The organism is Clostridium sp. AM49-4BH (genome assembly GCF_003478335.1).
GTDB lineage: Bacteria > Bacillota > Clostridia > Lachnospirales > Lachnospiraceae > Butyribacter.
Map to the genome: position 1 here is coordinate 121,636 of NZ_QUFB01000001.1, position 24,900 is coordinate 146,535.

The 24,900-nt window shown below is 41.8% G+C and carries 25 protein-coding genes and 1 pseudogene; 2 read left to right on the top strand and 24 right to left on the bottom strand.

Going from position 1 to position 24,900, the window contains the following annotated elements; all coding sequences use genetic code 11:
* Positions 1–30: 30 nt before the first annotated feature.
* Entirely contained in the window at positions 31–1,071 is a 1,041-nt protein-coding gene (gene argC, locus DW981_RS00590; RefSeq protein WP_022025372.1) for an N-acetyl-gamma-glutamyl-phosphate reductase, read from the bottom strand.
* Positions 1,072–1,478: 407 nt separating this feature from the next.
* Here argC and DW981_RS00595 point away from each other — a divergent pair, with 407 nt between their 5' ends.
* Positions 1,479–2,705 (top strand): argininosuccinate synthase, encoded by a 1,227-nt coding sequence (locus DW981_RS00595; protein WP_118506388.1) that lies wholly within the window; start codon positions 1,479–1,481, stop codon positions 2,703–2,705.
* A 201-nt stretch (positions 2,706–2,906) separates the two neighbouring features.
* On the opposite strand, the gene DW981_RS00600 is transcribed toward DW981_RS00595, so the two are convergent.
* From DW981_RS00600 to DW981_RS00680, 19 genes and pseudogenes are all read right to left on the bottom strand, one after another.
* Positions 2,907–3,401: a Maf family protein gene (locus tag DW981_RS00600; RefSeq protein ID WP_347474469.1), complete on the bottom strand. Its 495-nt coding sequence runs from the start codon at positions 3,399–3,401 to the stop codon at positions 2,907–2,909.
* A pseudogene (locus tag DW981_RS15990) lies at positions 3,400–3,489 on the bottom strand (Maf family protein); the annotation flags it as partial. The gene DW981_RS00600 and the pseudogene DW981_RS15990, both read right to left, overlap by 2 nt.
* Positions 3,490–3,548: 59 nt before the next feature.
* Positions 3,549–4,268 carry a histidine phosphatase family protein gene (locus DW981_RS00605; protein ID WP_118506389.1) on the bottom strand — a complete coding sequence of 240 codons (720 nt, stop codon included), beginning with the start codon at positions 4,266–4,268 and terminating at the stop codon, positions 3,549–3,551.
* Positions 4,265–5,128, bottom strand: coding sequence for a DUF1266 domain-containing protein (locus tag DW981_RS00610; RefSeq protein WP_022025367.1), 864 nt, complete (start codon positions 5,126–5,128; stop codon positions 4,265–4,267). Before DW981_RS00610 ends, DW981_RS00605 begins: the two co-directional genes overlap by 4 nt.
* A 40-nt stretch (positions 5,129–5,168) precedes the next feature.
* On the bottom strand, positions 5,169–5,861 hold the full coding sequence (locus DW981_RS00615) for an LrgB family protein (protein ID WP_022025366.1): 693 nt from the start codon (positions 5,859–5,861) through the stop codon (positions 5,169–5,171).
* A 39-nt stretch (positions 5,862–5,900) separates the two neighbouring features.
* Positions 5,901–6,269 (bottom strand): CidA/LrgA family protein, encoded by a 369-nt coding sequence (locus DW981_RS00620; RefSeq protein WP_022025365.1) that lies wholly within the window; start codon positions 6,267–6,269, stop codon positions 5,901–5,903.
* Positions 6,270–6,317: 48 nt separating this feature from the next.
* On the bottom strand, positions 6,318–8,543 hold the full coding sequence (locus DW981_RS00625; RefSeq protein ID WP_118506390.1) for an LTA synthase family protein: 2,226 nt from the start codon (positions 8,541–8,543) through the stop codon (positions 6,318–6,320).
* The gene (locus DW981_RS00630; RefSeq protein ID WP_118506391.1) at positions 8,486–8,956 is read right to left on the bottom strand and encodes a hypothetical protein; all 471 of its coding nucleotides are present in this window, start codon (positions 8,954–8,956) and stop codon (positions 8,486–8,488) included. Before DW981_RS00630 ends, DW981_RS00625 begins: the two co-directional genes overlap by 58 nt.
* Before the next feature lie 128 nt (positions 8,957–9,084).
* Positions 9,085–9,969, bottom strand: coding sequence for a YhfC family glutamic-type intramembrane protease (locus DW981_RS00635; RefSeq protein WP_022025363.1), 885 nt, complete (start codon positions 9,967–9,969; stop codon positions 9,085–9,087).
* Between the two features lie 44 nt (positions 9,970–10,013).
* Positions 10,014–11,069 carry an ABC transporter permease gene (locus tag DW981_RS00640; RefSeq protein ID WP_118506392.1) on the bottom strand — a complete coding sequence of 352 codons (1,056 nt, stop codon included), beginning with the start codon at positions 11,067–11,069 and terminating at the stop codon, positions 10,014–10,016.
* Positions 11,066–11,200, bottom strand: a complete 135-nt coding sequence (locus tag DW981_RS15850) for a hypothetical protein (protein ID WP_279220167.1) — start codon at positions 11,198–11,200, stop codon at positions 11,066–11,068. The genes DW981_RS00640 and DW981_RS15850 overlap by 4 nt, the downstream gene beginning before the upstream one ends.
* Positions 11,200–12,006 (bottom strand): ABC transporter ATP-binding protein, encoded by an 807-nt coding sequence (locus DW981_RS00645; RefSeq protein WP_118506393.1) that lies wholly within the window; start codon positions 12,004–12,006, stop codon positions 11,200–11,202. Before DW981_RS00645 ends, DW981_RS15850 begins: the two co-directional genes overlap by 1 nt.
* A gap of 288 nt (positions 12,007–12,294) precedes the next feature.
* Positions 12,295–12,657: a zinc ribbon domain-containing protein gene (locus DW981_RS00650; protein ID WP_022025361.1), complete on the bottom strand. Its 363-nt coding sequence runs from the start codon at positions 12,655–12,657 to the stop codon at positions 12,295–12,297.
* Positions 12,658–12,809: 152 nt separating this feature from the next.
* Positions 12,810–15,587: an ABC transporter permease gene (locus tag DW981_RS00655; protein WP_118506394.1), complete on the bottom strand. Its 2,778-nt coding sequence runs from the start codon at positions 15,585–15,587 to the stop codon at positions 12,810–12,812.
* Positions 15,584–16,267 carry an ABC transporter ATP-binding protein gene (locus DW981_RS00660; RefSeq protein ID WP_118506395.1) on the bottom strand — a complete coding sequence of 228 codons (684 nt, stop codon included), beginning with the start codon at positions 16,265–16,267 and terminating at the stop codon, positions 15,584–15,586. Before DW981_RS00660 ends, DW981_RS00655 begins: the two co-directional genes overlap by 4 nt.
* A 118-nt stretch (positions 16,268–16,385) precedes the next feature.
* Positions 16,386–17,399, bottom strand: a complete 1,014-nt coding sequence (locus DW981_RS00665; protein ID WP_118506396.1) for a HAMP domain-containing sensor histidine kinase — start codon at positions 17,397–17,399, stop codon at positions 16,386–16,388.
* A gap of 14 nt (positions 17,400–17,413) precedes the next feature.
* Positions 17,414–18,091, bottom strand: coding sequence for a response regulator transcription factor (locus tag DW981_RS00670; protein ID WP_243034621.1), 678 nt, complete (start codon positions 18,089–18,091; stop codon positions 17,414–17,416).
* 55 nt (positions 18,092–18,146) lie between these two features.
* On the bottom strand, positions 18,147–19,028 hold the full coding sequence (locus DW981_RS00675) for a deoxyribonuclease IV (RefSeq protein ID WP_347474470.1): 882 nt from the start codon (positions 19,026–19,028) through the stop codon (positions 18,147–18,149).
* A 38-nt stretch (positions 19,029–19,066) separates the two neighbouring features.
* A complete protein-coding gene (locus DW981_RS00680) occupies positions 19,067–19,360 on the bottom strand; it encodes a thiamine-binding protein (RefSeq protein WP_118506398.1) in 294 nt (97 codons plus the stop codon).
* Positions 19,361–19,626: 266 nt separating this feature from the next.
* On the opposite strand from DW981_RS00680, the gene DW981_RS00685 reads away from it, so the two are divergent.
* Positions 19,627–20,511: a LysR family transcriptional regulator gene (locus DW981_RS00685; RefSeq protein WP_118506399.1), complete on the top strand. Its 885-nt coding sequence runs from the start codon at positions 19,627–19,629 to the stop codon at positions 20,509–20,511.
* A gap of 28 nt (positions 20,512–20,539) precedes the next feature.
* Here the strand turns inward: DW981_RS00685 and atpC are convergent, their stop codons facing one another.
* The 4 genes from atpC to atpA all read right to left on the bottom strand — a co-directional run bounded on the left by atpC (position 20,540) and on the right by atpA (position 24,896).
* Positions 20,540–20,956: an ATP synthase F1 subunit epsilon gene (gene atpC / locus DW981_RS00690; RefSeq protein ID WP_118506400.1), complete on the bottom strand. Its 417-nt coding sequence runs from the start codon at positions 20,954–20,956 to the stop codon at positions 20,540–20,542.
* A 30-nt stretch (positions 20,957–20,986) separates the two neighbouring features.
* Positions 20,987–22,378 (bottom strand): F0F1 ATP synthase subunit beta, encoded by a 1,392-nt coding sequence (gene atpD / locus DW981_RS00695; protein ID WP_118506401.1) that lies wholly within the window; start codon positions 22,376–22,378, stop codon positions 20,987–20,989.
* 81 nt (positions 22,379–22,459) lie between these two features.
* Positions 22,460–23,350, bottom strand: coding sequence for an ATP synthase F1 subunit gamma (atpG, locus tag DW981_RS00700; protein ID WP_118506402.1), 891 nt, complete (start codon positions 23,348–23,350; stop codon positions 22,460–22,462).
* A gap of 40 nt (positions 23,351–23,390) precedes the next feature.
* On the bottom strand, positions 23,391–24,896 hold the full coding sequence (gene atpA, locus DW981_RS00705) for a F0F1 ATP synthase subunit alpha (protein ID WP_022024968.1): 1,506 nt from the start codon (positions 24,894–24,896) through the stop codon (positions 23,391–23,393).
* Between the last annotated feature and the right edge of the window lie 4 nt (positions 24,897–24,900).

Genomic DNA, 24,900 nt, shown 5'->3' on the forward strand with positions numbered 1-24,900 from the left:
CTGAATTTCCCAGATGGGCTATTTTTCTTATTATGGGAACATTGGGACAATCTTCAGCCCGGTATTCTCCGGCAGACCAAACATTAAGTTCATATTTTGAATTGCCTGACCAGCTGCCCCCTTGACAACGTTATCAATAGCACCCATCATAATGATCCTTCCGGTTCTCTCATCAATCTTGAAGTTGACATCTACAAAATTGCTGCCTTCTACCCAACGGGTCTCTGGATAGACATCTTTGTTTAAGACGCGAACAAAATATTCATCCTCGTAATACTTATCATATACAGCTTTTACATCCTCATAGGAAAGTTTTTTACGCAAAGTCGCATAAGAGGTTGCTAAGATTCCTCGATTCATCGGCACCAGATGTGGGGTAAAGTTAATAAGAACTTCTTCTCCGGAGGCATAGGACAACTGGTCCTCGATCTCCGGTGTGTGACGGTGAGAAGCAACACCATATGGTTTAATACTCTCATTTACCTCACAGTAAAGATTCGCAACCTTAGCGCCTCTGCCGGCTCCTGAGGTACCGGATTTAGCATCAATGATCACAGTATTCATATCGATCAGGCCCTCTTTTGCCATTGGATAGATGGATAATGTGGAACAGGTTGGGAAACAACCCGGATTAGCGATCAGGCGCGCATTTTTTATATCCTCACGGTTGACTTCACATAAGCCATAAACAGCCTCTTTAATAAACTGTGGACTCTGATGTTTGATGCCATACCATTTTTCATATTTAGCAACATCTTTAATACGGAAGTCTGCACTCAGATCAATGATCTTTGTCTTTGATAATATCTCTTCATTTACCAGAGAACCGCATAATCCTTGTGGTGTTGCGGTAAAGATCACATCTGCCTGTTTCGCTAATTCATCCATATTTTCGCCCATGCATTTGGCGTCAACAAGATTCACCATATTACCAAACACACTGCTGTATTTTTCATCTACATAGGAGCGTGAACCATACCATACAATCTCTGCATCCGGATGCTGCAACAAAATTCTGACCAATTCCTGTCCGGCGTATCCGGTGGAACCAATAATGCCTACTCGAATCATAAAATCCCTCGTTTCTGCTAAAATGTATATTTATTCATAACAATGGACGTGATGTATCTACAACTTTTAGGCAAAAACGTCCATCAGCTCAATATTATACGTCATTTGCTTTTTGATTGCAATAGATATTTATACATTACGTGAATTTTAAAAAAAGATTGATCAGAATACGATTTCTACTTAATAAATCATTCAAAATAAGATCATTTCACCAGAAAATAGTATTGAATAAATATGCAGAATGATGTATATTTATAAACAGTCATAACAGTGATACAAAATTACAGTAAAAAAGGAAAAAGGATTTGCAATCAACTGTAATTGTGTTTATACTGTTATCTGTATGGCAGATCATGCCATCGCAAAAGAATAATATGCCGTAGTCACGGCGGAATGGAGGAAAAAACATGAAGGAAAAAGTGATTCTTGCCTATTCAGGCGGACTTGACACCACAGCAATCATCCCTTGGTTGAAGGAAAACTATGATTACGAAGTAATCTGTGTCTGCATTGATGTCGGACAGGAAAGCGAGTTGGATGGTTTGGAGGAGCGTGCAAAATCTTGTGGTGCATCCAAATTATATATTGAGGATGTTATCGATGAGTTTTGTGATGACTATGTCGTTCCTTGTGTTCAGGCAAATGCTATTTATGAGAACAAATATTTATTAGGTACTTCAATGGCTCGTCCATTGATCGCTAAGAGATTGGTAGAGATTGCTCGTAAAGAGGGCGCATCTGCGATCTGCCATGGTGCTACCGGTAAAGGTAACGATCAGGTTCGTTTTGAGCTTGGTATTAAGGCACTCGCCCCTGATCTTCGTATTATCGCTGCTTGGAGAGATCCAAACTGGACAATGGATTCCAGAGAGTCTGAGATCCAGTATTGCCGCGATCATGGAATTGATCTTCCATTCTCAGCAGACAACAGCTACAGCCGTGACCGTAACTTATGGCACATCAGCCACGAAGGCTTAGAATTAGAGGATCCTGCAAATGCACCTAATTATGATCATTTGCTTGTACTTGGCACTACTCCGGAGAAGGCTCCTGATGAAAGCGAAATCGTTACTATGACATTCGAGAAGGGTGTTCCAAAGTCTGTCAATGGCAAGGAAATGAAAGTATCTGACATCATCCGCACCTTAAATAAATTGGGCGGCAAGCATGGTATCGGTATCGTTGATATTGTAGAAAATCGTGTTGTCGGAATGAAGTCTCGTGGTGTATATGAGACACCGGGTGGAACAATTCTTATGGAAGCACATCAGCAGCTTGAAGAATTGATCTTAGATCGTGATACATATACAGCTAAGAAAGATATGGGCAACAAGTTTGCAGATATTGTTTACGAAGGCAAATGGTTTACGCCACTTCGTGAGGCTGAGCAGGCATTCATTGAGTCCACACAGAAATATGTAACAGGTGAAGTAAAGTTCAAACTGTACAAAGGTAATATTATCAAACAGGGAACCACTTCTCCATACTCCATTTATGATGAAGATATTGCATCTTTCACAACCGGTGAGCTTTACAACCATAAAGATGCAGAGGGATTCATCAATCTGTTCGGACTGTCTTCTAAGGTTCGTGCTATGAAGCTTGGTTCTTTCGTAGAATTAAACGACAAATAATTTGTCCTTGTTTTTAACAGTCAACAAAATATAAAACAGCTATTATCCGAATTTATGGTAATAGCTGTTTTCTTTTATTTAATAGGCAATTGCTGTTATGTAGTGTGATGCTACCAAGAATTGCTTTAGCAATTCTTGCAAAGCAAAGCGCTGGCTTTGCTTTTTTTATCATAATATTGTATTGTACAATAGACTATTTTTTTAGTTAGAAGGAAAATGCATTTTCCATTCGTGAACCAATGCACCTAATGGAAGTCCAACTACATTTGAATAATCACCATGAATTTCTTTGATATATGCTGCAAAAGCACCTTGAATTCCGTATGCACCGGCTTTATCCATTGGTTCGCCGGTTGCAATATAGTCCGTAATCTCCTGCTTTGTCATTGGATAGACAGTAACATCCGTCCGTACATGAAAGGTATGTGCTCTCTGACTGTTTGTATCAGTGCTTATGATCGTAACGCCGGTATATACGCTGTGGGTATTTCCCTGAAGTGCATTTAGCATCGCATAGGCCTCTTCTTCGGACGAAGGTTTTCCCAGAATCGTGCCATCCTGTAATGCAACGACAGTATCTGCACCAAGTATATAACAATCTGAATATTCTGGTTTTGACGCTACATCGCTTGCTTTCGAAAGATAACTCTTCCACCGCTTCTGAAGGGCTTTGATCCTGCAACGATTCATCGGCATCGCTGGTACGTACTTCAAAGGAAATGCCAATCTGTGATAAAAGTTCCTGACGTCGTGGAGAACCGGAGGCTAAAATGATTTTTTTCATTGTGTCAATCCTTTCCTTGTCTGAGTGTGAGTGCAATCTGAGCTTAACATAATGATCGGTCAATGACCGCGGAATAATTCCGGATGTCCCTCTAAATGCGCGCTGTCGTTAAAACGGTCCAAAAAGAATCCATGTAATGTTTCATCATAATGGATTGCTGTGATACTGCAGTTTTCCAATGAAGTACCAAATTGGAGCCGTCGAGCAAAACTGCCGCCAAACAATGCGCAGAGCAACACACGAATAACACCGCCATGACAGACCACAGCGACCTGTTTAGCATCTGTATGTAAAATTTCATCAAATACCGGAAGGACGCGATCAAGTAACATTGCACCATCTTCCCCACCAGGATAGATCATCTCTTCTACCGGGACAAAGAAATCACCGACATATTTGGCAGGGGAATCGATTGTTACCGGTTGTTTACTTTGTCTATTGGAGCGTTTTTGCTCAAATAAATGCTGTTGTTGTTTATAATAGTTTGCGTAAAAACTCTTTACCTGCGCATCCGGAATTCCGGTAAGATCGCCGAAATCAATTTCTGCAAGTCCGGATCGAACCTGCAGATGATCCAATAAAAATTCATTATGCGAAAAGGCAATTTCGGCAGTCTGTTTGGCACGGATCAGATCACTGCAATAGACCGCATCAATGGAATAATTCCGTAGTCTTTTGCCAAGAAGCTCAGCCTGTTTTATGCCGGCATCTGCCAAAGGTACATTTACATTACAGTCACTGCTATTTTGTCTGCCATGTCGGATCAAATAAAAGATCATTTCGCACTCTTCCTTTCTTTCCAAAGACTTGCAGCATTGCTTCCGGTAACCGGAATAATATCTTTCGTAAAAAGTGTATCGTCATAAAGTTTTGTATCTGTGTTCTTTTGGTCGTCAGCTTTTAGCTGTTCGTATTTGGCTTTACGGACTTCATAATCGGTACCGGTGGCAGCAGACACATCGATAGATGCATATAGCGCATAGCCATCAAGCCAGTTTTGTTGTACTTCGTCCCAGCTTGTAAAATTGGCTTTTAATTTTTTGGCAGCAGGTTCGATCACTGCCTGTGCCTCAGAAATCGTCAGATAACCTGCTACATAACCCCATTGTGCTAAATGGGAAATGCGGCACATATCCCAAGCGAGAAGCCCCTTCTTTCTCCAAGTTTTCCAATTGTAACGGATCATTTCATAATGAACTTTCATATCCCCGGACAATTGCTTCATGGCAGTTTTTAACTCTTTGGCTGACATCGAGCGCATTTGTGCCGCTTCCTTACGGTATGTCGAACGGGAACCTGTATGCAGTAAATCATACATTTGGTCGATCAACTGTTTGCGGTTTGAAATATTCCAGCTCTTTTGCAAGATCGCAGCGGCCGCTTTCTGATTGCCATCCGTCGGTTCGTATCCACCGAAATAATATACGTTGCCTTCGTTGATCGCGATCAAAACAGAACCCATGGCACGTCCCCACTGTCCAAGATTTGAATTTTTGTCCTCGTCGCTTACGAGAACTTTTGGTGTGGGTGATGCCTGTTTGTCTACGGTGGTCTGTTTATTACTGCTGCAGCCGATCAAAGTACTGCAAAGTATTGCCGTAATGCATACATAGGTTATCCATTTTTTCTGTTTGCTCATGCTTCTCCTCCATACCTGTAATATACAACTTCCCTATCTTTTAATAAAAGATAGAAAATATATTAGCACCGATTACGGTGATCATACCTGCAACTGCAATGGAAAGGCCGCTCATTGCACCCTCTACTTCGCCCATTTCAATTGCTTTAGCTGTTCCCATCGCATGGGATGAAGTGCCGATGGCAATTCCCTTTGCAACGGAATCCGTAATATGAAACCACTTTAAGATATATTCTGCCATAATATTTCCAAAAATACCAGTCAAAACGATCACTGCAACGGAAATTGTCACAATGCCGCCTAGTTCTTCGGAAATCCCCATGCCGATAGCGGTTGTAATGGACTTTGGAAGTAGTGTGACATATTGTTCGTGAGTCAGTCCAAACAATACACTTAGTCCTAATACAGAGGCTAGACCTGCTACGGTACCGGCTATGATTCCGGTAAATATCGCTATCGCGTTTTTCTTTAAGATCTGCAACTGTTCATACAAAGGTATGGCCAAGGCAACTGTTGCCGGAGTCAGCAAATAGTTAATATACACTGCCCCCTTTTCGTAGACAGAATACTGAATATTACACACCTTTAATAAAACAATGATCAAGGTTACTGCAATAAGCAGGGGATTGAATATTGCAAGCTTAAATTTGTGCCTGATCAATAAACCGATCTCATAGGCAAGCAGTGTAACAATGCCGCCAAAAAATAATGAATTTTGTAATAGTTGTATCATGATGACTTAATAACCTCTTTTCTATAAGAATATATATGATCAGTCTTTAGGCTGCTTTTTCTTTGTTTTGTGATGCATAATAAATTGCGTTGCATATCCGGATACGACCATGACGATCACAGTTGTGACTAGCATGATCAGGAGAACCGGCAGTAAAATCTTACGCAGATCCCCCCAAGAATCCATGAGTCCAACGCCTGCAGAAACAAACAAGATCGGCATGATCTCTACGAGAAAGAGTCCTGTTTCGCGGACATGTTCTAAACGGATAACTCCGGTGCATAGTGCAATAAACAATAACAACATTCCATAGATACTTCCCGGCACAGGAAAAGGAAGCGCTAATTTAAGCACTTCCCCCGCAAATGACACCAGAAGAATCATACAAAATTGTTTAAAATACTTCATAATTAAACATCTGCCTTTCTGATAAACTCTTCTTGCGTTCCAACGTATTTACTTCCATTGGAATAATTTTTTCATTGTTGTTTTATCACTGTCACTGTAGTAACCATACTGCAAAATTTCATAGTTATGCAGAAGTGATGAAACGGTTTTTGATTCGGAATCCCCATAATTATGCCACTTTCCATTCATATCCATATATCCATTGACATTCATTGCAGGAATATCCTGAGATACTTTTTCGATATACTGGTTATAAAGCGGCAATGTAATACCTGCTTGCTTTAACAACATATTCTCCAAATAGTTGTTGCTGATCGAGACTTCTTTGGCTTCTTCAATATCATAGTTTGCCCAAATGATAAACGGCGTTGCGTATCGTTTCTGGATCTCTTCTAAGCCCCAGTCACTCTGCTTTTTGCCGAGAAGCGTTTCATAAAATTCGGTTTCAATCGATGGATGATGATCGCCAAACATACAGATGATGGTTGGCTCATCCTGTTTTTCAAAGTATTTTACCAAATACTGAAATGCATCGTCGGATACTTTGGTTGCTGACAAAAATTCTTTTGCTTCCGGCAAATGACTGCCTTCCGGATAAACCGGATCTTTCCAATTCGTATTGGTCAGATAACCGCCGTGATTTTGAATTGTCATATCAAATACAAAGAGCGGCTGGCCTTCCTTTTTATTTTTGTAGCGCTCGATAACTTTCTTGTAACTTTCCTTGTCACTGATATAACGAACATATTCCGGATTTTTGAAGTCATCGATCGTCAAAAACTGATCAAAGCCCATACTCTTATAAGAAGCCGTACGGTTCCAGTTAGCACCGCTGCTTGGATGAATTGCTTCACAGCGATAACCAAGTTTTTTGAGATAACCAGGCAACGCAAAGGTGGACTCATGCATAAACTGTTGATACACATTACTTCCACTTGGGAAAAACTTAATTGTATTTCCTGTCATTGCCTCAAACTCAGAATTACTGGTTCCTGCACCAAAGATAGACACATAATCTCGTCCATAAATGGTGTTCTCATCCAGGCTATGAATAAAAGCAAGCGGATCACGGTTATAATTAACCTTTCCGACCAGAGAATAGTCTGCAAGGCTTTCGTTCATGATCAAAATAATATTTGGCTGCTTGTCGCCAAGACTTTGATTAGTACTAAAGTCTTTGTTATACGTGCGCTTTTTGTTGGACTGCGTTGTGTTCGTCTCTTCGCTGCTGTTTCCATCAGTTTTAGTATTCTCTTTTTCAAAATCTGATAGAATATCCTTTACCTTTGCCTGTGAATAACCGGATGGCGTCGACACACGCAGGTAATGTAAATTGATGAAAAAGTTGAGGTAGAAACCGTTGTTCTGACAAGAAACCACCTTGTTCCACACGCTATCTTTGATCCCGCAGGTCTCCAGGATCGGTGTGGAATACAACAGAACGATGCAGGCTGCAGAAGTGACAACCGGAAGAACATGTCGCAACAGTTTCTGTTTGAAAGCGCGTTTTTTCTTATCACCGCGTAGTCTTAACAACAGAAGACACCAAATGAAAAATGCTGGAATCGCAACAAATTGTGATGGTGTCATCGTCAAATGATACTTGTCAGCGACCTCGGTTGCAGTTGTTACACCCAAAATATCAGCCGGAAGGAATGGAGTTCCTCGAACATTCATTAGGAAAAAATTGACCAGACCAACCGGGAACAATATGATATCAAGTATAAGCGCAGCTCTCTCCGCATTGCCGATCACACCAAAGATCAACAATTGTATTGCTCCCAAAAAGACCCAGGTAAAGATCCAGACATTCGGATACGTTTTTTGAAAAGTTCCATTTAGCAGTTCCAACATTAGGAACAACAAAAATGGATTTAATATCAATACCGTCCTACGGGCATAACGATATACCTTACGCTCTGCCAGACACCATTTGACAAAATCTTTCAAATTACGGATTTTTAATCTCTTTTTGATCGCTTCGCCGGATTTGTCGGATCTACGGAGCAGTTTGTCGTGTCTTTTGCGCAGACGAGGTGCGTATTCTGTGACACGCTCAAAGCAGAGTACAAACAATACGACAAATTCCAAGATCATTACGATAAATGGAAGCAGCAAACGATAATAATACGTATAAGAGATTGTCAGCGACTTCTTTTGTGTACGCATATTCAGCGTAGACAATGTCAGATTCGGATCTGTTCGATTGGTCGTATTTAGTGTCGGCAACGTTGCATAAGGCGGCTGCCATTGCTGCAATTCAGTGCCAGACAACAGGTAACACCTTTCGGGATCGTTACCGTATGATCCATTTTTACGGTATACGTTGCATCCGGTTTTATGTCTTTGACCGGAATTGTTGTCTCATATACGGTTATATTTTCTCCATCTAACATTTGAATATGCAGATCAGTTCCTACTTTATCATATTCAAAAGAGCCAAAACTTAACGTAAAACCGGATAACACGACTTTACGATCAAATTGAAACTTCTGACGGATAATCTCTGTATCATCTAAAATACCGATCACACTGCTCTGTGAGTTGCCCGCTTCCGTTGTTACCTGCTGTTTTGCAAGCATAGAACCGGTAAGTACAAACTGTAATACAAAGATTGCGATGCTGATAAAGATAAAACACGCAACTCTTTTTTTGGAAAAGTGCAAGTACTTTTGCAACATACTCATGAAATTCTCACCATGCCTTTCTATAATCTGTCTGCTTACGTACAGATTACATATTTTTCATTTGCCAGAAAATTGTGTTAACAATTCTTACATAGCAAAATGTTAGTCTTGCTATGTAATCTAAACATTTATTCTTCCTGTTTATTTTCTCTATTTGTATCTTTTTTATAACTTTGTTTTGCATAAGCCCATTCTGTAGTATTTTTCTTTTGGACTGCACTGGCCGGAAGAGATTGATATAGCTGATATGCTAATTTACAAGCACCGGCAGTCAGGATCACAATGCATAATTCTACGACCAATAATGGCACAATGCCTGCGCGGTAAAACGCTGCAATAAAATCCACTAATGCATGAATTCCCATAGCGATCCACAGGTATTTGATCTTATCCGCTTTACGAACGGCATAAAAAACTAATACAGACAATGCAATCTGCAAAAACAACGCTGCGACACGCTCTAATCCTCCTAACATCAATGTATAGACGTTCATTTTGGATAAAGAGTCTACTATCGATTGATAGGAAGCAATCGCGGTATCATTTCCTGCCATTTTATCAATTAATTTATCCATTTGACCATTATTGATCAACTGACAGTAGGTATAATTTTGTAAGTGACCTAATCCTAACACGATAATGCATTCAATGCCACCGTGTCCCAAGCCATAGGATACTGCCGTCTCACGTTCAGCATGATTTTTAAGAAATATTCGGAAAGCAATGTATCGTCCCGTTTCTTCAAAAAGGGCCGCCATAATACCGCCATATAAAGCATACGCCCATGGATTTCCTGTAAGGAACGTCGATACCGGACTATTGATTCGCAGGAAAAAGGTATGTGGTATTGCCTCGAGTACATAGGCAAACACAAAAAATATACCAGCACCTATAAAGACCGGAATCAGACTTTTGCGGGTACGCAGTTTCCATACAATAATCAGCACTAATGGAACAATAAAGCTAAACGTTGCTAACTCCATCATCAAATTCATAATCGAACTATCTATCATTCTATACGTTCCTTCCTTTCTAAATCTGCAAAAAAATGTTCTGCCTATTTATGAAACATAATATATTCGCTGTCAAACATTTTAGCAAGACAAGCTGCACCAATAGCGGTGACTGCCAAGTTAGAGGCGATAGTGGTAAGTATTAATGATCCATGCACATGGAACGAGAAAATACCGACCATAGACTGGACACTGTTATAGATCGGGATCAGATAATAATAGATCTGCGATCTGGCACCCGAACCAAACATGGATGTAATACCGATCAACATCACAACGATCATTAATGGTGTTACATAGGTTTGTGCCTCTTTGATCGTTTTGGCAAATGCTGAGATCAGAGCGATCAGTGTGACAAGCACCAATGCAGTGGATAAGATAATGATCCCCAGCATGATATAGTCATTGACACCATAACTTGCACCAGATATTTTATTGGTCGATGCGGACATCAATTTTGGTACGGAAGCAATGGTTCCGATCGCACTGGATGCACCGCTTAGGAGTGCAATGATCGATAATGCAGCAATTTTACCAAGTGCAATGTGGCTTCGTTTGACCGGAGTGATCAGCAACGATGCAATCGTACCGCGTTCTTTCTCTCCTGCTATGGATTCCGGTGCAACGGAAATACATCCGCTGTACAAAAAGATCAACAATAAAAATGGCAGCATCGAAGAAAAAAGCTGTGCGGTAGAATCTTTGTCATCTGCCATATCAAAGGTATCTGCTTTGGAATCCGCACGATTCACATCAAATTTATTGGCCATGGCAGATTCCTTCTGATCGAGGTAAGTACACAACGTATCATAAGCGTTCGCGGAATCCGTCGATGCAGAATTATAATAAATAGCAATATTAGGGGCCGGTTTGCCGCTGCTTACCTCATACTCTTCTACTTGCTTTGCAAAATCTTTCGGAAAAACTATGCATAGCTCTGCCTTTTGGTCTTTGACCTTTTGACGGGCAGAATCCATGGTATCCGCATTTCCTTTATGGATCCGAAAACCGTTTTTTTTCAATTCTGCAGACCAATCGTTCGGTATATTGACTGCGGTACATTTCGGCGCAAATTTGTCCGTTGTGAACTGACTTATCATGGCATCGCCATAAACTGATACAGTACAAAGATCAAAATTCCCGGTAAAAGAATGGTCGTCATTACCATACGGTAGTCACCAAAGAAACGTGCCAATTCTTTGCGCATAACAGTTAAGATCGTAGAATTCATTATGCACGCTCCTTTCCTGAAATATTTGTCTCTTCCCGGCCGACATGATCCTGATACAGATCAAAAAAGCGATCCTCCAAACTCTTACCGGCGCATATTTCTGCTAACGTACCACATTCGATCATCGTTCCATTGATAATAATACCGACACGATCGCAGATACGCTCGATCAGGCTGAATATATGCGTGGATACGATCACCGTCTTCCCCTCTGCCTTTAGTTGCAACAGAAAATCCGTTACAACTCTCGCAGTCAAAACATCCAAACCGTTGGTTGGTTCATCAAAGATGACAATATCCGGATCATGCACCAAAGAGATGGCAAGTGATGCTTTCTGCTTCATTCCGGTAGACAGATTGGCGATCTTTACTTCCGCAAATTCATCAATGCCAAAGATCTCGAATAAGTGCTTCTTTCGCTCTTTACGAAGATTAGCCGGCACCTGATGGAGATCCGAGAAAAAATCAAACAAATAATTTGGAGTAAAAAATTCTTCCAATCGAAGTTCACTGGTCAAAAATCCAATCTTACGCCGAACCTGCTCTGCTTCTTTTTGCACGGAATAACCACCAATGACAGCATCCCCCTCATCCGGTTTGATCAACGTTGCTAACATGCGGAGCGTCGTCGTCTTACCGGCTCCGTTTGGACCGAGAAGTCCGAAGATCTCACCCTCCATTGCATCGAAAGATAAATGATTGACGGCAACTCTTTTCTTGGCACCGGTATGTTCTATTTTTTGTTGTTTCTTGGAGAGAGCAAATGTCTTACATAATCCCTCTGCGTGCAATAACACGTTATCCATATATACCTCCCGTCCCTGCAGTCGAGCGCTATTTCGCTATGCAGGTACTCAGTGTTTGCAGATGTTATCTGGCTTATTAACGCACATTATCACATTGTAACAGAAATACGCTCAAAAATCCAGTAAATCATCAAAAAAGTAACGTCGACACTGTACTTTTGTCACTCCGCACATCAGTAGTTTCCTAATGAACAAAAAAGGACAAAGCTTAATGCTTTGCCCCTGCCCGTCCCAAATGGACGGTTGTTGTTATTTAGTTACTCAAACTTCCGGTATGGAAAGTTTAAATCAATTGTTATTTGGTGGTACAATGCTGGCTCCGCATTGACTGCAAAAAGCAGTTCCTTCCGGAAGTGTCATGCCACACTGTGGACATACGCAAGCACCTTGTATCTTTAAGATCTCTGCCTGTAATGCAGCAATCTCATTTGTCAGAGTGCTGACATTGGCAATGCCGGCATTATCCACTTCTCCTTCTTTATTCATTTCATAATAATGCTTTCCAAGCTCAATGTACTGTTTATCAAGTGCATCTTGTTTAGATTTTATATCCATTTTCAGCTTTGCTATGTTTGAAACTTCTTTTGCTTTTTGTGATACGTCTCTTCCTGCGGAAGTTAATGTTTCTTTCATGTTGTCAAAAAATGCCATACGCTCCTCCATTCCACACCGAACGTCTCGTGTATACTCTCCTGCTATATTTTTATGGAGAAAAGCGGTTTCCGGCTCTTCTCCACATTTCAAAACACATCATAGCATATTTTGGAAGCTATTTCAATGAGTGTGCGCAGCTGTCCGAAGTATCAGATATTGTCGTTTTTTAGAGCTTCGATCGGATTGTCTTTTTTGATCTTATGCATAGAGTACATCATGCTGGCAAATACAACCACAAAGACACCAAGGACAACGATGGCAACACTGCCCCATGGGATCTGGAAACCGACGTCCATTGCATCTAACAGGGAATGATAGATTGCGAAGTTTAACAAAAAGGCAAGCGGTAGTCCAAAGAGAAGTCCTTTGACGCCATATAACAGGCATTCGTAATTCATCATTCGGTCAAATCCACCTAACGTCATTCCAACAGACTTTAACATGGCAAATTCTTTGCGTCGAAGCATCACATTGGTCGAGATCGTATTGAAAATATTGGCGATCACGATCAATGAGATCAAAATGATAAATCCATACGTAAAGATCTTAAGGATCAGCAGCAATGCTCTTATAGAATCGCTATTCATACGCGGACTGTACAGATTATTATTAGCTACGGATTTTGCAAAGCCGGAATCATTTATCAAATAATTACTGATTGAGGTGTAGGCTGTGTTATAATCCTTGGCTGTAAAATTAAACTCGTACTGATCCAAAAAACTTACAGAATGAAACATGGTTTCTTTGGCACTTAACGGCAATGTCATCGTAATCTGATCAGCATATTCGAACGCATTTATTCCTAAAGGTGTTTTATAATCTTGGTTGTCCACTACTTTTCCATCAGTTAACGATATACTTTTTAACGCCTGTTTTTCCGGCATCATTTTTATTGCATCATAGTCATATTCCTCGGAGCCTTTTGCGTATGGAAATTCCATGCGTTTCAGATCAATAGCCGTAAAATTTTCGGTATAATAATAACCCGAAATGTTGCGGATACAATATATTTTATCCGGTGTAAAGCCATTTTGCAGGATGTTAAACTTCTTTGCTTTCTGGGTTTGTTTTGAGCAAAGAATACTCTTATCCCAGATCAGCGGACACAGTTTTTTAGTATCCATATATTTGGACACGTTCAGATGGTGTTCTTCCAAATATTTTTGGTAAGAACTGTCATCAATAAAGGATAACTGTACCGGTAAGATCACTTTATCACCAGCATTTTTAGCATGGAACCCGGTGTTTTCATTTTGGTTATTACCGGATTTATTAAAGCGGTAATAGCTTGTATCGATCTGCTCTTTATCTAAGATCACATACGTATTCATCGCGGATTTCGAATAGGAAGCATCGTCTACAGCGCGTAGTGATTTCATTTTTTGGTAGGACTTCTCTACGCTTTGGTGATTCATATCATCGTTAGAAACAGACAAGGTAATGTCAGCGGTCATTTCCTGCAGAGACATATCTACTGATCTGGTCATATAACCATTGAACGATGCACTGCCAATAAAAAGGATGACGCTGATTGCTAAAGAAAAGACGGTCAAGCGGTATTTCCTGCGATTTCGCTTAAAGTTCTTATTTGCAAGCATTCCTTCAAAGCCAAATACTTGATAGATCCATTTTGGGCTGCGGATCTTTCGGCTTCGAATACGAATGTCGTGATTTTCGCGGAGTGCGTCTATGGCAGTAAGTTGCACTGCTTTTCTGGCAGGGATCGATGCCGAGATAAGGACCGTGATCACTGCAATGATTGCGGAAAGAAGCAGCGCAGTGGGGCTTATCGCAAGTGTCAGATTTACACCTTTGGTATTGTTCAAATATGGACCAATGATCTTGCCTACAAAATGCAGTGTGACTCCAATTCCAACAAGACCGGACAAAATGCCGATTGGAATGCCGATCACACACAGACACAATGCCTCAAAACATACGGAATGACGGATCTGTTTTTTGGTGGCTCCGATTGATTTTAGCAGTCCGAACTGCTTTGTACGTTCACTGACAGAAATCGAAAAGGCATTATAGATCAATGTGACACTGGCTAAAACAATGATAAAGATCAATGCACCTGCCATCGTGTTCAGCATAGTACGGTAATTGCCGCTTTCTGCGCTCCCCATATAACGAAGCAGATTTAAATGGATCGCATAGTCGTCATCGATCAACAATTCCCTGCTATTTTTGTCGGTGTATTTTTTTAGCAGATTTTTAATCTGTTGATCAATCTTACGAGAGTCTTTCATCGTAAAAAAGACATCATGCTGTATTGCAGACGTATCTCCCGTGGTAAATACCGAATATCCGGGAGCACCGAAGTTCTCCAGCGAAGGTCGTTCACAGATCCCTACGATCTTATATTGTTTTTTGACCGTGTTTTCAATCTTTTCAGCCCCTTTGGTATATTCAACACGCTGTGAGGCAGTCGTGCCGTTGACGGTTCTCGTTCCGACGTTTAATGTTATGGTATCACCGACGTTGTACGTAACGTTGCCATTGGTTTGAATATGCGAAGAAATGACCAGTTCTCCATTATTGGCCGGCATACGCCCTTCCGTCAGCTTTATTGAAATCAGTTTTTGCGTGTTTGCCGGAATGGATTCTACGCATACATAAGGTTTAGATTCGTTGGCACCGCCATTTAATTTGCTGTATCCGATATTGTCTAAAGAAATTCCCGATTGAATGTTTTTATCCTTAAGAATTGCTTTTGCTTCGTCCGTGGATACGGTATTAATGCGGCCTTCCCAACGTCCGTTATCGTTAATCTCTAAATTAATGAGATATTGCTGTAAACTGGTAACGATAGATGTGACACCGGTAAACATTGCCGTTGATAAAATGATACCGATGATCGTCACAAACGTGCGCAGTTTGTTTTTATATAATGTCTGAAGTGTGAAGCGATTCATTATATTCATGCCCGGTTCACCTCATCTCTTACAATTTTGCCGTCCTCGATCGCAATGATGCGGTCTGCTTGTAGTGCAATATTTTCATCATGTGTGATCATGATCAAAGTCTGGTGAAATTTTTCGTTGGATTCCCGCAGCAGGTTCATGATCTCCTGACTGTTTTTGCTGTCCAGATTACCCGTCGGCTCATCCGCCAATACAACAGCCGGTGTGTTCATCAATGCTCGACCGATGGACACGCGCTGCTGCTGGCCGCCGGATAATTGGTTTGGCAAATGTTTTTCGCGTCCGTCAAGACCAAGCAGACTGATCATTTCCTGCAGACGTTGTTCGTTGACTTTGCGTCCGTCTAATAATACCGGCAGCGTAATATTTTCGGTTACATTCAATACCGGGATCAGATTATAAAACTGATAGATCAGGCCAACCTGGCGTCTGCGGAATATTGCCAGTGCTTCTTCGTTTTGTGCAAAAACATCTTTGCCGCCCATGATCACTTTACCGGAAGTCGGAACATCAACCGCACCGAGAATGTGAAGTAACGTAGACTTTCCGGAACCGGACGGTCCGATGATCGCTACAAATTCTCCCTGTTCTACCGAAAAACTGACACCATCCAGTGCATGTACAGCATTTTCACCCTTTCCATATACTTTTTTCAGATTATCAACTCTTAAGATTTCCAAGGTAATCCCTCCATTCTCCCAAATGTATTGCTCACATATTGGGCTTTCCGTTTCTTTTTACAATACAAAGTATAGAAAATACAGGTGACTCCTTAATGACTCTATTGTGACAATTTTGTCACACAGCACCTTTATACATTCGAATTTCAAATACGGCACCGCCATCTTTCTTATGATTGTAGGCTCGGATCGTGCCATTTTGTGCAATAATGATACGTTTTGCCAAAGCAAGTCCGATGCCAACACTGTCTGTATCGGCATTTTGTCCGCGGTAAAATCGTTCAAAAATGTGCGGAAGATCCTGTTTGGTAAAGCCACTTCCGCTGTCGGTGATCTTTATCAAAAGATAGAGCGGATTGTCTTTCGTTACAATATGGATATGTCCACCTGACGGTGTATGTTCCATGCAGTTTTTCAAAATATTGCTGACAGCCTCTGTCATCCAGCTTATATCACCACGATGCTGTAAATCCGGCTGTATCTGCACTTCCAGTGTGATGTCACGAATATCCAAAGCAATCTCTAACGGCGTTACCGCTGCCTTGATCAAATCCTCGATCTGGTATGGGATTTGCTGTAACTGTACGGTTCCGGCATCTAGTTTTGCTAACCGAAGCAGTGCGTACACCATCCAGTCAATACGTCCGGTAAGTTTCATCAGATCTTGCACATACTGCAGACGTTTCTTTTCGGAAAGATGTTCTTCCTGCAATAAATTCAATAGTAAAGAGATGGAGGTCAAAGGAGTTTTCATCTGATGGGAAATATCTGCCATAGAATCTGCCAAAAATACTTTCTCTTTTTGAAGAATAGACTGTTGTTCTAACATACGCTGCACCATTTTATCAATACTCGTTGCCAATACGGCAAATTCGCCTTCACAGCAATGCTCCATGATCTGCAGTTCTTCGCCGTGTAAGATCCGATCGATCTGTTCTGCCAGAGAAGCCATTTTACGGTATTTAACAACGCTGTAGCTGATATACAGACAAAAAATGACGCCGCAAAATATCAGTAAATAGACAGCAGCGATCGTACCGCACTGCATATACATTCCGATAATTGCAGCGACAAATAGAATGGTCAACAGGATCAATTCTACTCGAAATTCCGTATTTCTTAAAAAACGCAAATCTCCTGTCCTCCTTACTCAGCACGATATCCCAGTCCTCGTACTGTTTTTATAATGATTGGATTGGCGGCATCGGTTTCGATCTTTTCCCGCAGACGTTTGATATAAACGGTCAACGTATTGTCGTTTACAAACTCTCCTGCCACATCCCAAATCTCTTCCAAAAGCTGATTCCTGGATAATACGTTGCCCTTGTGATTGGCAAAAACGAGTAACAGGCGGTATTCTAACGCCGACAAAAACAATTCCTGTCCCTCTTTGCGGACAGTACCACCGGCAGTATCTATTGTAACGTCTCCCAATTCAATAATGTTGTGTGCTTTCCCGCATCTGCGCAATACACTGCGTATGCGGGATACCAGTTCTCTCGGACGGAAAGGTTTTCCAATATAATCATCCGCACCGAGATCTAACCCGGTGACAACACTGTATTCATCTCCGGAAGCGGTTAAAAAGATAACAGGAAGATCGTATTTTGCTTTGATCTCAGCACAGGCCGAAAATCCGTTGCCCTCTGCCAGTGATACGTCCAAGAGAACCAAGGCGGTCTCTCGTTCATGCTCTTCTAAAAAAGCAATGGCATCGGTCTGACCGGCAGTATTTGAGACAAAAAAGCCTTCCAGTTTAAGAAATTCAGTCAATGTTTTTACAATAGTGGGATCATCTTCCACCAATAAAATCCGGGAATTCACACGCATCCTCATTTCTGCACAGTCCGCCTGTGCCCTGTTGTTATATGTCCAACGTTTACGAGATTGGTTCCCGCAGCCAGGCAATCTCCTCTTTATAAGGGGCTGCGCTCTTCTTTTTAGTGCCTTCACCGTCGATCACGCGCCAAGGTGTTTCAAGGATTTTCGGAATTTGAGCAAAACGTTCATCATGTACCAAGCGATGCAGCGTATCGTAACCAATCTCGCCTTCGCCAATGTTGGCGTGGCGATCCTTATGAGCACCCAGTGGATTTTTGCTGTCGTTAATATGGAATACAGCGATCTGGTCTAACCCGATAACTTCATCAAATTTTGCAAAAACACCGTCATAATCACCGACCAGGTCATATCCGGCATCATTGACATGACACGTATCAAAACATACCCGCAGACGGTCTTTTTTGTGTACACCGTCATAAATCTGCTTAATCTCTTCAAAGGTTTTGCCAAGTTCACTTCCCTTGCCGGCCATTGTTTCCAGTGCGATATAGACATCATCGTCATTATCATCTAACACCATATTTAAGCCGCAGATGATCTGTTTGATCCCGACCTCTTCACCGGCTTTTACATGGGAACCCGGATGTAAAACCAGAATATGACTTCCCATTGCAGCTGTTCTCGTGATCTCTTTGGCTAAAAATTCCGTTGCAAGCTCAAATATCTCCGGTTTCACCGTGTTGGCAAGATTAATGATATACGGTGCATGTACAATGATCTGTTCGATCCCATGCTCTTTCGCATAGGCCCATCCAGCTTCGATATTTAGTTCAGAAACATCTTTTCGTCTTGTGTTTTGCGGTGCACCGGTATATAGCATTAATACATTCGCACCATAACTTGCTGCTTCCTTTACGGAGGCTAAAAACATCTCTTTTCCAGCCATTCCCACATGGGAACCAATTTTAATTTCCTTCAATGTTCTCTCCATTTCTTACAATTGCCTACATAATGATATTAGTGATGTTTTGAAACCTTTTTTTCAATTGTTAATACATCGCCCTCTGGCTTATAAACAATCTTGACATAGGTGGACACCTGATCACATCCGGCTTTTATGGCAATTTTCTGACAGCCTGCTACGATTTCCATCAACTGATCGTAATCACCTTCGATCGTTGTCTCAAAGGGACCTACGGATGTAGAAAGTCCAAAACTTTTAATATATGCGATCACCTCATCAACAATACGGATCACTTCTTCATCTTCCGTTACATTCGGTAATACCTGAATTGCTACACTTGCATTCATGAAAAATCCTCCATTTCTGATTAAAATTCCGACCCCCATTATACCTATTTCCCCGAAAACCGTCAACAATAAGCAGGAAACCATCCCTCCGTTATTCTGTATAGTTCAAGCTTCGGATACGCGAAGTTTGAGTGCATAAATTGACATAAATTTGCCATACTTTCCATCTTATGGTATATTGGCAACATTGTATTTATTGTAAAGTGCCTGGCAGTATGTGACTGTTACAGCACACCTTTAATTGATGCAAAGGAATGAGGAAGATTATGGAATTATTTCAATTGAAGTACTTTTTGGCCGTTGCCAAATACGAACATGTAACGAAAGCTGCAGAGAGTTTACACATTGCACAACCTGCTGTTTCACAGGCGATACGGCACTTGGAAGAGGAATTTGATACACCTTTATTCGATCGTGAGAACCGTCATATTACATTAAACGCAACCGGTAAAATGCTACAGAAACGTTTGACACCGATCATGGCCGCATTAGATGCTATTCCCGATGAGATCAAAGAGGCAGCGCAGCAAAATCAGCCGGTCATCCACCTGAATCTGCGCTCTGCCTCTTCGGTTATCACTAATTGCATTATTGCTTACCGGGAAATCCACCCGGAAGTCAAATTCCGCTTATCCCAAAAACCAGATGATCCCGTTGCTGATTACTTTATTTCAGCGACCGGCTTAGATACGGAATTAAAACCTTCCCAGCGGGTGTTGTTTACGGAAGAATTTTATCTGGCAGTACCAACTTCATCGGAACTGTCCCACAAACATTCCATACGATTGCAGGACACTGCCACAGAATCATATGTCAGCTTGGAAAAAACGCGCCCGGTTCGTCAGATCTGTGACGAATTTTGTGCGGCTGCTGAGTTTAAGCCGAACATCGTCTATGAAAGCGACAGCCCGGAGACAGTGCGCAATCTGATTGCAGCCGGTCTGGGGATCGGCTTTTGGCCACAGTACTCTTGGGAATCTTCATTCTCGAAGCATGTAAAACTACTTCCGATCGAAAGCCCGGTCTGCAGACGCCAGATCATCGTTACTGTTCCGGAATCCAAACAACATAATCGCACGATCATGGAATTTCATGATTTTTTGTGTGGCTGGATCAAGGAAAACATTTTATTTCCTAAAATCACCTCGTAGTTGTTTTCGCTGTCTAATTGATATTTGATCAAATCCGCATATCATCTTTACTGCTATAGCGAAGTCTTGACATAGCGCGTGCTAAGGAAGCTTTGGACATATGATATTCCCGAATACTTTGTTCCTGTCTCAACTGCTCTTTTGCACGCTCTTTTGCTTCTTTGGCACGACGTACATCGATCTCGTCCGGATGCTCTGCGGTATCCACTAATACACTGACACGATTGTTGATCACCTGTGCAAAGCCACTGCCGACCACGCCGGTGATCCACGCTCCGTCGTCTGTCTGAATACGTAATTCTCCAACATTAACGGCAAACACCATATTTTCGTGATGCGCCTGAATACCTTTTTCGCCATCCTCCAACGGCAATATAACCTGTCTGCAATACCCCTCAAAGAAGACACGGTCACATGCTGTCACATTTAATAAAAAGGTGTTCATTGTCCACCTTCCTTTCCTACAGGCATTTTATTATGCCTGCTTTTCTTTGCTCTTTTCGATCACTTCATCAATCGTACCCACATTGAAAAATGCCTGCTCCGGATAGTCATCCATTTCACCATCAATGATCATTTTGAAACCACGGATCGTTTCTTTCAATGGTACATATTTGCCTGGAACACCGGTAAACGTCTCAGCTACATGGAACGGCTGTGACAAAAACCGCTGTATTTTTCTGGCACGATATACGGTGATCTTATCTTCTTCAGATAACTCTTCCATACCAAGAATTGCGATAATATCCTGTAATTCCGTATATTTTTGCAAAATTTCCTGAACACGTCTTGCTGTATCGTAATGCTCTTTGCCGACAATATCTTCTTCCAAAATTCGTGAATTAGACTCCAGCGGATCAACTGCCGGATAAATACCCTGCTCTACAATTTTTCTGGATAAAACAGTCGTTGCGTCCAAATGGGCAAATGTTGTCGCCGGAGCCGGATCGGTAAGGTCATCGGCCGGTACATATACTGCCTGTACAGACGTAACGGAACCGTTTTTCGTCGATGCAATACGCTCTTGCAATTCACCGACTTCATTAGCCAATGTTGGCTGATAACCAACTGCGGATGGCATACGGCCAAGCAACGCAGATACTTCTGATCCGGCCTGTACGTAACGGAAGATGTTATCGATAAATAACAACACATCCTGATGCTCTTCATCACGGAAATATTCCGCCATGGTAAGCCCTGTCTCAGCAACTCGCATACGAGCTCCTGGTGGCTCGTTCATCTGCCCGAACACTAATGCAGTTTTATTGAGAACACCGGATTCTTTCATTTCTGACCAAAGATCATTACCCTCACGGGAGCGTTCACCAACACCGGTAAAAATAGAATATCCACCATGTTCCGTGGCAACATTTTGAATCAATTCCTGAATCAATACGGTCTTACCGACACCGGCACCACCGAATAGACCGATCTTACCGCCCTTGGCATAAGGTGCCAGCAGATCAATGACTTTAATTCCGGTTTCCAACACTTCTACAGCCGGACTCTGTTCCTCAAATCCCGGTGCATCTCTGTGAATGCACCAATGCTCCTCCTCATCCAAAGCTTCGCCATTATCGATCGTTTCACCTAGTACATTAAACAGACGGCCTAACGTTTTCTCTCCAACCGGTACTTTAATTCCACTTCCGGTTGCGATAACTTCCATATCTTTATGCAGACCCTCACTGGATGCCAACATGATGCAGCGCACGGTATTATTGCCAATATGCTGAGCAACTTCCATGACACAGCGTTTTCCGTCGTTATTTACCTCCAGTGCATCCTTGATAAATGGAAGGTCACTGTCTTCAAATTCAACATCAATAACAGGACCGGATACCTGAACAATTTTTCCCTTCTTCATGCTATTCCTCATTTCTGCACACGTAATTCGTTCGCAGTGAACTTTATGTCATGTGTGCTTAAGACATAAAGTCATAGACACCTATTTGTGTTTGCGTTTTTGTGCTTTTGCGCCGCTGATGACTTCTGTGATCTCTTGTGTGATCGCCGCCTGCCGCACGCGATTATACTCGATGGAAAGCTGCGCTAATATCTGTTTCGCACTATCCGTTGCCGACTGCATTGCCATCATGCGGGAATTGTGTTCGCTCGCATAAGATTCTACCAATGCACCATAAATAAATCCATTGATGTAATTCGGAACCAAACGCTCTAAGATCGTATCCCAAGAGGGGTCTGCCTTAAGCTCTTCCTGATATACATCAATTGGCATATGAACTTCAAATTCCTCTTTCGATAACGGTAAAAGCTTACGCATTTCCGCCACTGTCGTCATCGAATTTTCCATGCAGGTGTATATGATATACACTTCGTCAAGTTCACCATGTCGATATCGTTCTAAAATATCATCAGTGATCATTCTTGCACGATGCAGGCTTGGGCTTTGTACAGTATACTTAAAGTGCTTATGCACATGAAGCCCCTCTCTTGCAAAATATTGACGACCAAGCTCTCCAAGTACGAACAAACTGTTTTGTCCACCATCTTCGAACAGGGAATGTGCCATCTTGATCACATTGTGATTATATGCACCGGCAAGTCCTTTGTCGGCGGTAACTACAATGTAACCGGTCTTTTTTTCTTCTGTCGGGATCTGACTGGTATCCTTAAAATAAATACTGTCCAGATCCGGGATATGACGCAGGATACGACGAAACGCCTGCTGCAATGAATAAAAATATGGTTCAGTGTCAGCTAGTTTCTTCTTGGCTTTCTGTAACTTGGTTGACGAAATCATATACATCGCATTGGTGATCTTCATCGTATCTTTTATGCTTTTCATGCGTTTTTGTATTTCCTTCGTATTCGCCATAATACTCCTCGTTTCTGCACACGCATTTGCGCATCAATTATTAATTCTGTTCCAAATATTTCTTGGCACCGGCTACGATGGATTCTTTCAATTCATCCGTCAGATCCTTATCGTTATCGATGCGTTTCATGATCTCCGGATAATTACTATGGAAATAATCTAACAAGCCAAGCTGTGTTTCCTTGATCTGCTCCTTTGGAATCGGAATAAACAATCTGGAAGTTGCTGCTACCAAAGTGACTACCTGTTCAGCCAAAGACATTGGATGTCCTAAAGGCTGCTTTAATAATTCCATCAGTCCATTACCATAAGCAAGTTGTTCCTTCGTTTCTTCATCCAGATCCGAACTAAACTGCGTAAACACTTCCATCTCACGGAACTGTGCCAGATCAATACGAACGGTACCGGATGCTTTTTTCATTGCTTTCGTCTGTGCCGCACCACCAACACGGGATACGCTAAGACCTACATTGACAGCAGGTCGCATTCCGGCAAAGAATAAATCGCTCTCTAAGAATATCTGACCGTCTGTGATGGAAATTACATTTGTCGGTATGTAGGCAGACACATCTCCTGCCTGCGTTTCAATGATCGGAAGTGCCGTAATGGAACCACCGCCTAACTCATCGCTTAACCGGCTGGAACGCTCCAGCAAACGGGAATGCAAATAAAATACATCACCAGGATATGCCTCACGACCCGGAGAACGCTCTAATAACAGAGATAAGGCACGATAGGCAACTGCATGTTTAGAAAGATCGTCATAAACGATCAAAACATCTTTTCCTTCATACATGAAATATTCTGCCAAAGCAGTTCCGGAATATGGTGCAATATATTCCAATGATGCTGATTCACTTGCGGTAGCCGTTACGACAATGGAATAATCCAACGCATCATTTTTTTCTAAAGTATTCACTAACTTTGCTACGGTAGATGCTTTCTGACCGATTGCAACATAGATACAAATAACATCTTTGCCTTTCTGGTTCAAAATAGCGTCCATCGCAATTGAGGTCTTACCGGTCTGTCTGTCACCAATGATCAACTCACGTTGACCGCGGCCGATCGGAAACATAGAATCAATAGACAAGATTCCGGTTTCCAGCGGAACGGAAACGGATTTACGATCCACGATTCCCGGTGCATCACATTCGATCGGGCGATAGTCATCGGCTTCAATGTCGCCCTTGCCATCAATTGGAGCACCCAGTGCATTGACAACGCGTCCTAAATAATGTTCTCCAACCGGAATACCGGCACGTTTCTTGGTACGAGTTACTTTCATTCCTTCGCGAATGCCGGTGTCTTTACCTAAGATAATGCAGCCGATCTCCGTCTGTTTAATATCCTGTACCATTCCCTTTACACCGTTTTCAAAAATCACGATCTCGCCATACATCGCATGTTCCATACCATAGATGGTTGCAATTCCGTCACCAACCCAGATTACGGTACCTACTTCATGCTCTCTGCTTTCTATTTCGTAATTTTCAATCTCGCTTCTTAAAATAGATATAATATTTTCTGAGCTGATTGTACTCACATCA

Coding starts and splice junctions, on each gene's coding strand:
- DW981_RS00595 (WP_118506388.1), top strand. CDS start 1,479: ATGAAGGAAAAAGTGATTCTTGCCTATTCAGGCGGACTTGACACCACA.
- DW981_RS00600 (WP_347474469.1), bottom strand. CDS start 3,401: ATGCCGATGAATCGTTGCAGGATCAAAGCCCTTCAGAAGCGGTGGAAG.
- atpC (WP_118506400.1), bottom strand. CDS start 20,956: ATGAACACCTTTTTATTAAATGTGACAGCATGTGACCGTGTCTTCTTT.
- DW981_RS00640 (WP_118506392.1), bottom strand. CDS start 11,069: ATGATAAGTCAGTTCACAACGGACAAATTTGCGCCGAAATGTACCGCA.
- argC (WP_022025372.1), bottom strand. CDS start 1,071: ATGATTCGAGTAGGCATTATTGGTTCCACCGGATACGCCGGACAGGAA.
- DW981_RS00610 (WP_022025367.1), bottom strand. CDS start 5,128: ATGAGCAAACAGAAAAAATGGATAACCTATGTATGCATTACGGCAATA.
- atpD (WP_118506401.1), bottom strand. CDS start 22,378: ATGAAGAAGGGAAAAATTGTTCAGGTATCCGGTCCTGTTATTGATGTT.
- DW981_RS00620 (WP_022025365.1), bottom strand. CDS start 6,269: ATGAAGTATTTTAAACAATTTTGTATGATTCTTCTGGTGTCATTTGCG.
- DW981_RS00615 (WP_022025366.1), bottom strand. CDS start 5,861: ATGATACAACTATTACAAAATTCATTATTTTTTGGCGGCATTGTTACA.
- DW981_RS00645 (WP_118506393.1), bottom strand. CDS start 12,006: ATGGATAACGTGTTATTGCACGCAGAGGGATTATGTAAGACATTTGCT.
- DW981_RS15850 (WP_279220167.1), bottom strand. CDS start 11,200: ATGAATTCTACGATCTTAACTGTTATGCGCAAAGAATTGGCACGTTTC.
- DW981_RS00680 (WP_118506398.1), bottom strand. CDS start 19,360: ATGAATGCAAGTGTAGCAATTCAGGTATTACCGAATGTAACGGAAGAT.
- DW981_RS00655 (WP_118506394.1), bottom strand. CDS start 15,587: ATGAATATAATGAATCGCTTCACACTTCAGACATTATATAAAAACAAA.
- DW981_RS00635 (WP_022025363.1), bottom strand. CDS start 9,969: ATGATAGATAGTTCGATTATGAATTTGATGATGGAGTTAGCAACGTTT.
- DW981_RS00630 (WP_118506391.1), bottom strand. CDS start 8,956: ATGAGTATGTTGCAAAAGTACTTGCACTTTTCCAAAAAAAGAGTTGCG.
- DW981_RS00650 (WP_022025361.1), bottom strand. CDS start 12,657: ATGGCATTTTTTGACAACATGAAAGAAACATTAACTTCCGCAGGAAGA.
- atpG (WP_118506402.1), bottom strand. CDS start 23,350: ATGGCGAATACGAAGGAAATACAAAAACGCATGAAAAGCATAAAAGAT.
- DW981_RS00685 (WP_118506399.1), top strand. CDS start 19,627: ATGGAATTATTTCAATTGAAGTACTTTTTGGCCGTTGCCAAATACGAA.
- DW981_RS00605 (WP_118506389.1), bottom strand. CDS start 4,268: ATGATCTTTTATTTGATCCGACATGGCAGACAAAATAGCAGTGACTGT.